The following is a 12,917-nucleotide window of genomic DNA, read 5'->3' as shown; positions in this document are numbered from 1 at the left end:
AAAAAGAGGTGTCTAGCATGTCTTTCATCCGAACATTTTTTGGTGATATAAAACCGGAACAGCTTGGATTTACCTATTCTCATGAACATATTGTTTGTCGTCCTCCGTATTGGGTTGAAAAAGGAGAGAATGACTTATTATTAGATAATAAAGAGGCTTCCCTAAAAGATGTGTTAGATTTTAAAAAACACGGTGGACAAACAATTGTAGATGCAACTGCAGTTGATTATGGTCGAGATGTAGAGGCAGTTGCAGAAATAGGGAAAGAAGCCGGAATTTTTATTATTGGAACAGCTGGGTTTAATAAAAGCTTTTTATGGGATGCGAAAATAGAAGAAAAAGTAAGAAAAGTAATAGGACCTTTTGATACTTATGCACAATGGATTGACCATTCATCGATTAATGAGTTAACAGAATTTGTTGTAAAAGAAATTGAAGAAGGATTGGAAGGAACTTCTTATAAAGGAGGACAAGTGAAGTTTGGAACAGGCTATAATCGCATTACTCCTTTAGAAGAAAAAACAATACGTGCTGTTGCGCGAGCTCATCATGAAACGAAAGCTCCTGTTCACTCACATACAGAAGTGGGCACGATGGCATTAGAGCAAATTGAAATATTAAAGAGTGAGCATTCCTGTAATGAGGAAAAATGAGATTTGAAACAAAAAAAGTCCCCTTGGTATGATACAGGGTGTCAAGGCCTTGACCCCTAACTAATAAACCAAGGAGGACCTAATATGAATTATAACCGAAATTCGAAAATTAGACAAATCACTGAACAAACATTAATCATTGGCGTTGATATCGCAAAACACAAACACGTGGCAAGAGCTCAAGATCACCGGGGATTCGATCTATCGAAGGCCGTTGTATTTGAAAACTCAAGAACAGGGTTTCAAACGTTTTTAAATTGGGTACACACCTTGATGAATCAACATGAAAAAAGAGATGTCATCGTAGGAATGGAGCCAACGGGACACTATTGGCTAAATCTTGCTTACTTCTTACAAGCTTATGACATCCGATGTGTTACCGTGAATCCGATGCATGTGAAACGAAGTAAAGAGCTGGATGACAACTCTCCTACGAAAAATGACGTGAAAGACGCAAAAGTCATAGCCCAACTCGTCAAGGATGGACGATATTCCATCCCGATTCTTCCAAAGGGAATCTACGCAGAATTACGTGAAGGCATGAAACTTCATGATATGATGACACAGGATCTATATGCGGTTCAAGCCCAAGTACACAATTGGCTGGATCGCTATTTTCCGGAGTTTCTTACGGTGTTTAAAGATTGGACCGGAAAAGCAGCGCTGCAACTTTTAAAATTGGGATATCTTCCAAAAGAAATCGCAAAGATTCCATGCGAACAGCTTCTTTTGGAAGTCAAGAAAGTCGTCAAACGAGCCGTTGGAAGGAAGCGAATCGAACAATTGAAAGAGGCAGCCCAATCCTCTATCGGGCTTCAAACGGGCACTCAAATGGCCAAGGAAGAATTACGTTATTTACTCGAGAAATACGAGTATTTAACCCATCGTCTAGACGAACTGGAAAAGCAATTAAGTGAAATGGTTCAAACGATTCCGGGCGCCAAAGAGATGAGCGAGATCAAAGGCATCGGAGAAATGACGGTTGTGGGCTTTTTCGCGGAAGTGGGTAGCCTCCACCAGTATCAGCATCCACGCCAAATCATCAAACTGGCGGGGCTGAACTTAAAAAAGAATGAATCAGGGAAACATCGAGGAAAAACGACGATTAGTAAACGAGGCCGAAAACGACTGCGCGCCCTCTTATTCCGGGTGGTGATGCCCCTATCAGCGAAAAACAGAGCCTTTAAAGCCTTACATGAATACTATCGCACACGGCCGGATAACCCATTAACCGGTAAGCAGTCTCTTGTGGCATTATGCAGTAAACTTATTCGAATCTTGTTCACGATTGGTCGACGTCAAATTCCGTTCAGTGAAGAGAAAATGATGCAAGATATTCCACACTTAAAGACATTACAGGAAGTCGCTTAACCTGAAAACACGTATTGAAGGTAGACATCAGAAGCACGGAGAAGTCGGTCGTTATCACACCATACGGGCATAGACCCAGCAAGTGAGCATAAACCGACCTCCACCTCATGGATAGGTTGAACGAAGGAATGTAGGAGCGAAAGGACTCCGTGAGACATGGGAGGGTACACCGCCATGAGACGAGTGGAGATCCATTGGTGCGATCATAGGGAAAAGTCCTCCATTTTCAAAAAAATAGGATGATGGAGTTTGTTCCCCTACACCCTACCTATCCAAAAATTTATAAATATTGAATTTATATCCTTATTCCTGATGTCTACGAAACGTCGATGCTTATAAAAATCAAAGAAATTTAAAGAAAAAACGAGTAAATCAATATTTTATAGAGGGAGGGTGTTGATTTATCATACGTCAGCTTTGGTCATATGGATCGAAATCCCGATCCGTATTATCATGAGCAAATCGCAAAGACAGGAGCTTTTCTTTGCTTTGATGGAATAGCAAAAATTAAGTATGCACCAGAAAGTACGAGGATTCATTGTATTTTAGAATTAGTTCGTAAAGGATATGAGGGACAAATTTTAGTTAGTGGAGATACAGCAAGAAAGACTTATTACAAACATTATGATGACGGATTAGGTTTAGAGTATATTATCGCTAAATGGGTGCCGAGATTTATTGATGAAGCGAACAAAGCCGGTTTTGACGGTGAAAAATTAGTTCATCGTTTCTTTGTGGAAAATCCGGCAAAATGTTTTGCATTTAAAAAATGAGTTAAATGCAGGTGAACTAGATGAAATTTGAATATGAAAACTCTTTTGAAGTGAAACATAAAATTCAGGAAAGGAAAATAGCCATATTGCCAATTGGAGCTATTGAGGCTCACGGTCCACACCTGCCTCTATCGACAGATAATATTTTAGCTGAACGGTTATCAGAAAAGCTTGCTGAAAAGGTTCATGCATTTGTTCTCCCTACTTTACCTTATGGACAAGTATGGAGTTTACGAGACTTTCCTGGGAGCATAAATATTTCAAATGAATCTTTAATTTCAGTCCTCGTTGATATAGGAACAAGTTTATATAAACAAGGTTTTCGAATTTGGGCGATCGTAAATGGTCATTTAGGGAATCAACCGGCTTTAAAAGATGCTGCACGAGTTCTTTATGATCGATTTCAGGATTTTAAAGTTTTTTATTTCTTTTATCCTGGGATGAATACAATTTTAAAAGATGTAAGAGAAACTAAATCCGTCCATTTCACTTATTTTCATGCTTGTGAAGTCGAAACATCAATCATGCTTTATTTAGCTGAAGAACACACGAATATGGATAAGGCCATCTGCGACATCCCAAATATACCGGAAAGTGCTGATTTCACACCAACTCCTTGGCAGAAATTTACCAATACTGCTGTTCTTGGAGATGCAACTCTTGCCACAAAAGAAAAGGGAGAGAAAATTGTTGAAGCTGCCATTGAAAAAATGGCAGCAATGTTAAGGAGTGCAAAAGATGAAATTGCTTAAAATGAAAAAATTTAGGGATCAATTATTAATCAATGTATTGGCAAGTGGTGAAGAAAATGCAAAAGCAATTTATGATGCTGGAGAAGGATATATCGTTCCAGGAATTGCAGCAGCAGACTATTCTACTATAGATGAGGGTGTGGCGAAATTACGCGAATTAAAAAAAGCTGTTCCTGTAGTTAGTATTGGTCTTGGAGGCGGTGGAAACTTCCAAGAGTGGAAACGTGTTGTCCAAATGGCAGTTGAGGCAAAATCCGAGCATATTAATCAACCGTATGAAACAGCTAGCTACGCCAAAGGATATTTAGAGGCGAATAATGTCAAACCAATGATTAATGCCTTAGTAGTGCCAACTGGTACAATCGGTAAAGTGAGATTGTCCACTGGAGCTACAGTTGATGTTGAATCGTGCTTAGATTTAGCAGCAGCTCTTAATATTGATTCAATCAAAGTGATGCCGGTAAAGGGGTTAACTCATTTGGAAGAACTTGTCTTTATTGCAAAAGAAGCAGTGAAAAGAGGTATTCGTGGGATTGAGCCGGCAGGTGGTATTAAAATTGAACACGTACCAATAATGTTTAAAGCCATCCAACAGACCCATATTGAATTATTTATGCCCCATATTTTTGGAGATTTATTAGTAGAACCTGGTAAAACGAATCATGAAAAAGTTAGGGATCTATTGACGTTGTTAAAAGGGGGAACATTATGATCGCTCAATATTTTCAGAAAATTGAACATTTGTTGCAAAAAATAAAAAATGAAGAGACAGATTCGATGAAAAAGGCAGCGGAAAAAGTGGCAGAAGCTATAAAACACGGAGGAATTGTTCAATTATTTGGGTGTGGACACTCCCATATTTTAACGGAAGAAGTGTTTTATCGAGCGGGCGGACTTGTACCGATTAAACCCATTTTTCATGAGCCTTTAATGCTTCATGAAGGAGCAGTTCTTTCATCGATGCTAGAACGTAAAAACAATTATGCACATACATTTATGAGCAGACAAGACATTCGATCAGGAGATGTATTTATTGTCCTTTCCACATCCGGAAGAAATGCCGTTCCAATTGACGTTGCACTCCATGCAAGAGAAAAGGGAGCCTTTGTGATTATTATAACTTCTATGGAGTACTCGAACAGTCAACCTTCAAGACATGAAAGTGGAAAGAGGTTATATGAAGTGGGAGACCTAGTGATTGATAATCATTCCGTAATCGGAGACGCTATATTAAAACATGAAAAGGTGGCTATACCGTTCTCGCCAACATCTACAGTTTCAGGAGCCGTTATTTTGAATGGCATTTTTGCTGAGGCAATTGTGATTATGGCGAAAGAAGGTTTCACTCCACCTGTTTTTCTAAGCGGAAATATAGAGGGGGCAGATGAACACAATCAGTTACTCATTAATAAATATAAAGAAAGAATTCCTCTATTGACAAAAGGATTAGGTTAAAGAATTTTCCGGCTTTTACTCCTAACTGTACAAATTGATATAAAATTTTATTAAGGTAAGGAGTCACATAATTTCCTGTAAAGTACTTAATCTATGTTTCATTAGAAAAGTTTGTATTTAGATCGGAGTATTTAGATAATATTTCATGAATTTTTTTATATTCTATAATCGTTCCGTTAACTTTTAATAACCGGCTGATTCAAAATGGTCTTTATAAACTTTTTGAATCAGTTTTTTGTTGAGTGTTTTTATTAAGAAAACTTATCAGTCATTCAGATTCTACCTTTTTACTTCCTCCATCCATTAGGATCCTTCACGAAGCTATGTCGATAAATAATTACGGAATTTTTAATTTCTCAGTTTCTATTTGTATAAAAATGATGTGAGTCTAAAAATTGGACACGGAGAACAGAGAGATGATAATCAACTTAATGACAATCGGTTCGAGGTGTCCAATCATGAAAAAGAGAACATTTGATCAAGAATACAAGATTCAAGCCGTTGATTTATGCTTGGAGGGGGACAAGTCCATCGCCCAAGTGGCAAAAGAGTTAGGATTGGCTTACAACTGTGACCGCTAAATAAAACTGAACAGAATTCGACTGATTAAATTGAACAGTTTAGAAGCGTGCACTTTACATGGAGTGGCGTACATGATAGCCTCGTTTCATGCGGCTGATTCTTGTTGTTGCTCGCTTTTTAGGAAATATCTTGTACGCAGAGGCTCCATGTCAAGTGATAGGGATTACGCTGGAATTTCCAGAAAAGTGTTCACTCTTATTTAGAGAAAACGGTTCAATTTTTCCCGTCGGTTACATGGGTATTCAAGATTTTCAAGATCTATTGGATTATGCCTTGTTTTGCTGTCGCTTGACCGGGTAGAGAAACTAGAGACGGTTACGCTTGAAGAATTGCAGCCGATCAAAGAGAAAATGCGAAAAATAAAAAAAGCCGGGTATCAAGAAGAAATCTTGCAGAAGCTTTATGAAGGAATTGGTTACCATATGTAGGAGAAGGTGAGGACAAGCCTTCATTTAGGAGATGGGGAAGTCGCTAGCAAGCCTGTCGTTTGTTTTCTAGAGAGAGGGGAGAAAAGAATGAAGGTATATAATGATCCGCTTGATATTTCCGTTCATCAGTGGCTTCAATTGTTGAAAGACCCGGAAGTTTTTCGCACAGAAGATATAGTGCTCATCTTGACGGTTTATAAACAAAAGGATTCAAAAGCGACAGGCAGACAAGTAGCAAAACTTTTAAACAGAGTAGACCATCGGGGATTTAATTCTCAATTGGGTCGTCTTGGAAGGAGGATACGCAAACGATTGCCAGGGATAACGTTTCCGCAAAGAGAAGATGGTACGATTCGATGGTGGCATATTCCCTTTTTAGGAGAAGAATATCGGAATCAATGCTTTTGGCAAGTGAGACCTGAATTAAAAGAAGCGGTCCGTCTTTATGAGTTTGAGGAAGAAACGGAGCAGAAGAAAATGTTTCTGATGCCAGAAGAACAGGAATTGGACCATGTGGAATTATATGAAGGCAGTAAAAAATTAGTAGCCGTCAATCGCTATGAACGGAATGCGAAAGCAAGACAGTTGTGTTTATCAAAGTATGGATACCGATGTTCGGTTTGTGACTTTGATTTTGAGGAGTTCTATGGAAGGATCGGTAAACACTTTATCGAAGTTCATCATCTCAAACCACTAAGTGAAATCAATGAAGAGTACAAAGTTAATCCTTTTGAAGATTTACGGCCGGTATGTCCGAATTGCCACGCCATGTTGCATAAAGCGAATGTTTCGATTGAAGAATTAAGACGCATGATTTCGACTCGTTCGTTAAGATAAATATGGTCTTTCTCTAAGTTGAAATATGATGATGTAAAACAATAGTTTCCCCCAACTAAAAAGACACGATGTATCTAGATACAATTAAAAACAGGATGTTGATGCATTCATACTATTTATTTTTTGTATTAAAAATGGACAAGCGTGAATATATGAAATTTAGGGAAGACAAAAGCTGGAGGGGATAGAAATGGATTTTGCTTTCTTCATTATTACTTATGTTTTATCTGTTTTCCATTTTGCATATGGATATAAAGAAGCTATAAAAATAAGTGCAGAAACCGGAAAAGTCAACGGTTGGTCTGTTATTTTTTCGTTTCCACTCGGATTGATATTTGCATTTTTTACAAACTTTTTTTATCACAAAATATATTGATCAATTCAACCAACAGATTGTTTCAGCGCCTGTCACCATTCGAATGGTGCTGTTTAACACTCTGCTTGTATTTAATCGTATCTACTAAATACAGTTGTTAGACAAATGCGAAATTTCCTGTTTGGTAACCGTGGAGAATACCTTTACCTTGCAGGAAATTTCGCTTTTTTTTTATCGAGAAGGTCAGCAGGAAAGAGGGAGATGAAGATTGAACAAGCTACTTTTCTCGCTTCTGCTGCTCTTTAAAGGCTTTAAAAACATCTCTTGTTTGCTTCATATATTTATAAATGCTGTAAGGCTTTTTTATGATTCGGACAGGAAGAGAAAGCAAAAATTTACTGAGGTCGCTTCGATATTCCTCTGTGATCTCTGCCGGTTTATGAACAATTTTTTCATATACCTCATGATAAAATTCATGTAATAAATCAATCTTTATTTCAACGGAGTGATGGCAGTGAACACATTCAATCTTTGAGATTTTATCGTTAATGTAAGTAATGACGTGGTCTTGCTCTTCGTTGCAATGAATGCAAAACAACACCGCTTCTATTTCTTTAATTTCCACGTTCTTCACCTCTTTTTATGAAGGATCAAATCCTTCTCTATATTAAGTATATTATTCAAGTCTGGCTTTTTTTCCTTCTGTAAAATGTTTCCGACAATCACAATTGATAAAAACCCCTCGAGGATTGAAATCATTATAACCAAATTTCAATAGGCATTTCAAAGTATAAAAAGTTTGAAAAATAATTTTAAGAATTTATTGACTTTTTGAACAACTAGGATATAATGATGATAACAATCTATTAACAAATGTTATATACTGTAACAAATGTTAAGGATGCGTGCACATACGTTAAAAAACGCTTTGAAGGAGCTGGAAACATGTCCGTTTATCAAGAATTGCTTGCACGGGAACGTGACGGTCAGCCGATTAAAGTAGGGGTGGTTGGCGCAGGTCAAATGGGATTTGGGCTGATTTCGCAAATCTCGCGCATACCTGGCATGGAGGTTAGAGGAATTTGCGATGTCAATATGGAGGCAGCAGAAAGAGCCAGCAGCTATTATCAATCGAAAGTAACGAAAAAACATCCTGTTCTTGTCAGCAGTGATTACCGCAAAGTCATTCAATCGGATGAAGTGGAAGTGATTGTCGATGCGACAGGGATTCCTGAAGTCGGCGCCAATATTTCGCTGGAAGCATTGAGATCGAGAAAACATTTAGTACTGCTTAACGTCGAAGTAGATATTACAATTGGTTCTATCATGCACAATTGGTTTACGTCAGCTGGGTTGGTTTATACAGGATCGGCGGGAGATGAGCCGGCAGCCACGCTTGAACTGTATGAGTTTGCGAAGACGATGGGCTTTGAAGTACTGATTGCTGGAAAAGGGAAAAACAACCCGTTTATTCCAAACGCCAATCCGGATACGTGCAAGGAAGAAGCTCTTCAAAAACGGATGAGCGCCCATATGCTTGCGGCGTTCCAGGACGGCACAAAAACGATGGCGGAAATGAATTTGTTAAGCAACGCTACAGGCCTTATTCCAGATAAAATTGGGATGCATGGCGTGGAGGCCCATTTGGAAACGGTTGCCGACAAGCTGAATTTACAAGAAAACGGCGGTGTTTTAAACCAATTCGGAGTCGTTGAATATGTAAAAGGGTTAGCACCGGGCGTATTTGTCATCGTGAAAAGCGAATTAGAACCTGTGGATGCCGAATTAAGGTATTTGAAAGTTGGCAAAGGTCCCCATTACGTTCTTTACCGGCCTTATCATCTCGCAAGTTTAGAAACTCCGATCACCATTGCCAAAGCCGTATTGCATCACGATACGTCGATTCATCCATTAGGCGCGCCCGTTTCAGAAACAGTCGCTGTCGCCAAGCGCGATATCCAGGCAGGGGAAGCCATTGATGGCATTGGCGGCTACTCGGTAAGAGGCGTGCTTGAAACTCATCAAGAGATGAAGAAAGATTCGCACATCCCCATCGGTTTAATCAGCGGAAAAATTATCGCCAAACGCCCTATTAGACAAGGCCAATTTTTAACATTGGATGATGTCGAGTTAGATCCATCCACCACTGTTTGGAAATTAAGAGCTCTACAAGATCGTTTGTTTTCAAACTAAAAATGCATGTGTCAAGCGCAAAGGAGGTGATTCTTTTTGAAGCTTGCCATCATTTTATCGATGATTTTGCTGATTCAATATGTGGCAACGATCATACAAGTCAGACATTATCAAAAATATGTCGGCAAAATTGTAAGCCGTTATAAAGGCAAAGAAGGCTATTTTTTGTACTCTGGCATGAACAGACGAAAATTGAGTCCCGGCGCTGTGGCTATGATTGTGGTGAACAACGATTATGTGATAGAAGATTGCTATATTCTCAAAGGGGTTTCCGTTTTTTCGAAGTTTAAAAAATATGAAAAATACATTGGGCATCATGTAGCGAAAATTTTGGATGATCATCATGAATGCGCAGAAAAGGCTGGAGGAAGGAAGAAGCAAGTTCCTTCATTTTTGGCGGCTTTGTCAATGGCAGCCGAAAACGCGATGGTTTCCATTTCTAAGAAAAAGCTTTCCATATAAAATGCCCGGAAAGGAGAAGTGAAAGATGGAATGGTTAAAATGGATTGGTGAACATTTTATCGGAATGTTTCAGGCCGGCGGAGAAACGTTTATGGGAATGTTTACAGGAATTATCCCGACTTTAATTGTTTTACTTACATTCACTTATGCCGTTATTAAATTTATTGGGGAAGAGCGGGTCAATCGAGCGATCCAATTTGCCTCAAAGTATATGCTGTTAAGATATACGGTCATGCCGATATTGTCCGTATTGCTATTAACAAACCCGATGTGTTATACGTTCGGACGATTTTTGCCAGAAAAACAAAAACCGGCGTTTTATGATTCTGCCGTATCATTCGTTCATCCGGTAACAGCGCTATTCCCATATGCGAACGCAGGCGAGCTATTTGTCTATTTAGGAATTGCCAATGGGATCAAAGAGGCCGGCTATTCGATGTCAGAACTTGCTGTCCGCTATTTTCTCGTAGGGATTGTTGTCATTTTATTGCGGGGAATCATTACCGAATATATTACCAAATTCTTGGCGCGCAGAATGGAAGCAAAATCTTAACATAGGGCAAAGATGAAAGCGAATTCAAATGTTTAAGAGGAGGAGAAATGATGTCAAAACAAGCTGTTTTTGTTGCCAAAGGTTCAGGCGGCTGGGGAAAAGGCTTGCGCATTGAGCCGCAAGGAAAAAAACAAAAAGTTGTATCGATTACGGGCGGCGGCATCCATCCTGTAGCAGCGAGAATAGCAGAGTTAACTGGCACGGAAGCGATAGACGGCTTTAAACATTCCGTTCCAGAAGATGAAATGATGTGCGTGGTGATTGATTGCGGCGGAACAGCGAGAATCGGCCTGTATCCAATGAAAAGAATCCCGACCGTTGATATTCTTCCGTCTTCTCCTTCTGGTCCGTTAGCGAAACACATTACAGAAGATATTTTTGTATCAGGCGTTACCGTGAAGGACATTTATCGAGCGGATGAAGCAGAAGAACAAGCGGTTCAGGCGGATGCTTTGGGAGCAGAAAACTTGGAAGAAAGACCGGCATTCGATGTGAAGGATAAGGAAGCCTTTCGCTCTCAATATGAACAAGTGAAAAAAGAATCCCGTGAGCATAATGAAAATCTATTTATGAGGTTTTCAAGGGGAATAGGAAAAGTAACCGGCACTTTTTATCAGGCGGGCCGCGATTCTGTTGATATGCTGATTAAAAATATTATTCCATTTATGGCTTTTGTCAGTATGTTAATCGGCATCATCAATTATACGGGAATCGGTGATGTGATTGCCAATACTCTTTCTCCTCTCGCCAGTTCTTTATGGGGATTGATCATCATTGTTATCGTATGTACCATTCCGATTCTGTCGCCGGTATTAGGTCCCGGAGCGGTGATTGCGCAAGTCGTTGGGGTGTTAATTGGAAGCCAAATTGCAGCAGGCCATATTCCGCCGCAGTTTGCTTTGCCGGCTCTATTCGCTATTAATGGCCAGGTGGGTGCGGATTTTGTCCCTGTCGGTCTGTCTCTTGGCGAAGCAAAGCCGGAAACGATTCAATACGGCGTGCCAGCGGTCTTGTACAGCCGCTTAATCACGGGAGTTCTTGCCGTTTTAATCGCATATGCCGCAAGCATTGGCATGTATTAATCATTCAAGGAGGATAAAAGATGTCAAAAACCATTATTCGTGAAATCGGTGCACTCGTCTCATCATTTAAAGAAGAAAACCTATTAATTCTCTTTGGACTTCACGCTCCTCCAGAGCTAAGAGAGATATCGGTTATTCACGAATTTGCCGGTGAAGTGCCAGATGAGCCTCTAATTGAAGGCGGGAAAATCATTTGGAACGATCAAGAATATTCCATCACGGCGGTCGGATCAGCAGCAAACAAAAATTTAAAAGAACTGGGCCATATTTCTATCTATTTCTCCGAGCCGAATGAACATGTGCTTCCTGGAGCGGTTTTTGTTGAGCCTTTCGCCTTCCCATCGCTCGAAGTCGGGAAAGAAATTCGCTTTGAGAAATAACCAATTCTTTCGTTGATTATAACAAAATACAGTCTAATTTTTGATAGAAAGAAGGGGGACTGTTGGAAGATAGAAGGCTGCTTGTGAAAATATCCCATATGTATTACTTGGAAGGAGCGACCCAATCAGAAATCGCCAAAGTGTTCGGTGTAAGTCGATCATTAATCTCAAAATATTTATCAAAGGCGAGAGAAGCAGGAATTGTGGAAATAAAAATTCATGACGGCTCACACCATCCTTTTATGAATATAGAAGCAAGGATTGAGAAAAAGTATGGGCTTCGGGAGGTCATTTGCGTTCCTAACCTGGGAAATGGCACAGATTTAGACAGTATTGGAACATATGCAAGCCGTTATTTATTAAGGATCTTGAAAAATGGGCAAATTGTCGGAGTTTCTTCTGGCACCACCTTGCTCTCCGTAGCAAAGCAGCTGTCAGCCAAGCTCCCTTATGCCTCTACCACCTTTGTTCCGATCGTAGGAGGCATGGGAGATGAACGGGTAGATATCCATGCCAATGTTCTTGTTTCTATGTTTGCCGAAAAATTAAAAGCCCATTATAAATTCCTTCATGCTCCGGTAATAGCCGACAGTAAAAAAGATAAGGAATTGTTTATGTCCCAATCATCGATACAAAGTGTTTTTGAACTTGCTGAAAAAGCGGATATCATCCTTGTGGGAATCGGCGGTTCACCTAAACACTCCACCATTACGAGATCAGAGATTGGCAAAAAGTATCGGCAATATTTTAATGAACTCGATGCGGTCGGTGATATTTGCTATAAATTTATCGATGAAAATGGAAATGCTCCTTCGAATAGCTGGAATGATAAAATTATTTCTTTCGACATTAAAAAATTAAAAAAAATCCCGTTTGTGATCGGAGTAGCAGCGGGGGTGGAAAAAGTCGAAGCCATTAAAGCCGTTTTAAATGGGAAATTAATCAATGTGCTGATCACAGATGAAAAAACAGCAGAAATGCTCGGGTCCTAAAACGTATCCTCTGTGTAAAACACGAGGGTGTCCAACACATCAGTTTTATATGCTTTTCATCTTTGCTCAGTAGCTGTGCTGTCGTAAC

At 39.6% G+C, this 12,917-nt stretch carries 14 protein-coding genes and 2 pseudogenes; 15 read left to right on the top strand and 1 reads right to left on the bottom strand.

Features of this window, described 5'->3' with window-relative positions; translation table 11 throughout:
- Positions 1–17 precede the first annotated feature (17 nt).
- The 9 genes and pseudogenes from GFC28_RS07925 to GFC28_RS07890 form a co-directional block, all read left to right on the top strand.
- A pseudogene (locus GFC28_RS07925) lies at positions 18–632 on the top strand (phosphotriesterase family protein); the annotation flags it as partial.
- Positions 633–737: 105 nt separating this feature from the next.
- Positions 738–2,024: an IS110 family RNA-guided transposase gene (locus GFC28_RS07920; protein ID WP_066329493.1), complete on the top strand. Its 1,287-nt coding sequence runs from the start codon at positions 738–740 to the stop codon at positions 2,022–2,024.
- Positions 2,025–2,413: 389 nt separating this feature from the next.
- Positions 2,414–2,797 (top strand): annotated as a pseudogene (locus GFC28_RS07915) (phosphotriesterase family protein); the annotation flags it as partial.
- 20 nt (positions 2,798–2,817) lie between these two features.
- Positions 2,818–3,549, top strand: coding sequence for a creatininase family protein (locus GFC28_RS07910; RefSeq protein ID WP_044746813.1), 732 nt, complete (start codon positions 2,818–2,820; stop codon positions 3,547–3,549).
- A complete protein-coding gene (locus GFC28_RS07905; protein WP_044746812.1) occupies positions 3,536–4,261 on the top strand; it encodes a KDGP aldolase in 726 nt (241 codons plus the stop codon). The genes GFC28_RS07910 and GFC28_RS07905 overlap by 14 nt, the downstream gene beginning before the upstream one ends.
- Complete coding sequence (locus GFC28_RS07900; RefSeq protein ID WP_044746811.1) at positions 4,258–5,004, top strand: SIS domain-containing protein; 747 nt, start codon at positions 4,258–4,260, stop codon at positions 5,002–5,004. Before GFC28_RS07905 ends, GFC28_RS07900 begins: the two co-directional genes overlap by 4 nt.
- 458 nt (positions 5,005–5,462) lie before the next feature.
- Entirely contained in the window at positions 5,463–5,585 is a 123-nt protein-coding gene (locus tag GFC28_RS07895; RefSeq protein WP_159719482.1) for a transposase, read from the top strand.
- Between the two features lie 279 nt (positions 5,586–5,864).
- Entirely contained in the window at positions 5,865–6,014 is a 150-nt protein-coding gene (locus GFC28_RS19245; protein ID WP_156450539.1) for a hypothetical protein, read from the top strand.
- A gap of 87 nt (positions 6,015–6,101) precedes the next feature.
- The gene (locus GFC28_RS07890; protein ID WP_044741660.1) at positions 6,102–6,851 is read left to right on the top strand and encodes an HNH endonuclease; all 750 of its coding nucleotides are present in this window, start codon (positions 6,102–6,104) and stop codon (positions 6,849–6,851) included.
- Positions 6,852–7,444: 593 nt separating this feature from the next.
- Here the strand turns inward: GFC28_RS07890 and GFC28_RS07880 are convergent.
- Positions 7,445–7,792: a hypothetical protein gene (locus GFC28_RS07880; RefSeq protein ID WP_044741662.1), complete on the bottom strand. Its 348-nt coding sequence runs from the start codon at positions 7,790–7,792 to the stop codon at positions 7,445–7,447.
- Positions 7,793–8,112: 320 nt separating this feature from the next.
- Here GFC28_RS07880 and GFC28_RS07875 point away from each other — a divergent pair, with 320 nt between their 5' ends.
- From GFC28_RS07875 to GFC28_RS07850, 6 genes are all read left to right on the top strand, one after another.
- Positions 8,113–9,360 carry an NAD(P)H-dependent oxidoreductase gene (locus GFC28_RS07875; protein ID WP_044741663.1) on the top strand — a complete coding sequence of 416 codons (1,248 nt, stop codon included), beginning with the start codon at positions 8,113–8,115 and terminating at the stop codon, positions 9,358–9,360.
- Between the two features lie 36 nt (positions 9,361–9,396).
- The gene (locus tag GFC28_RS07870; RefSeq protein ID WP_231883424.1) at positions 9,397–9,822 is read left to right on the top strand and encodes a transcriptional regulator GutM; all 426 of its coding nucleotides are present in this window, start codon (positions 9,397–9,399) and stop codon (positions 9,820–9,822) included.
- Between the two features lie 25 nt (positions 9,823–9,847).
- Positions 9,848–10,375, top strand: coding sequence for a PTS glucitol/sorbitol transporter subunit IIC (srlA, locus tag GFC28_RS07865; protein ID WP_044741664.1), 528 nt, complete (start codon positions 9,848–9,850; stop codon positions 10,373–10,375).
- 50 nt (positions 10,376–10,425) lie between these two features.
- Complete coding sequence (gene srlE / locus GFC28_RS07860) at positions 10,426–11,457, top strand: PTS glucitol/sorbitol transporter subunit IIB (protein WP_044741665.1); 1,032 nt, start codon at positions 10,426–10,428, stop codon at positions 11,455–11,457.
- A 20-nt stretch (positions 11,458–11,477) separates the two neighbouring features.
- A complete protein-coding gene (locus GFC28_RS07855) occupies positions 11,478–11,837 on the top strand; it encodes a PTS glucitol/sorbitol transporter subunit IIA (protein WP_044741666.1) in 360 nt (119 codons plus the stop codon).
- A 62-nt stretch (positions 11,838–11,899) separates the two neighbouring features.
- A complete protein-coding gene (locus GFC28_RS07850; RefSeq protein ID WP_231883425.1) occupies positions 11,900–12,829 on the top strand; it encodes a sugar-binding transcriptional regulator in 930 nt (309 codons plus the stop codon).
- Positions 12,830–12,917: the final 88 nt, after the last annotated feature.

The organism is Anoxybacillus sp. B2M1, assembly GCF_001634265.1.
In the GTDB taxonomy this organism is placed as follows: Bacteria; Bacillota; Bacilli; order Bacillales; family Anoxybacillaceae; genus Anoxybacteroides; species Anoxybacteroides rupiense.
The sequence above is the reverse complement of the archived record's forward strand: the minus strand, read 5'-3'. Positions and strand labels throughout refer to the sequence as shown.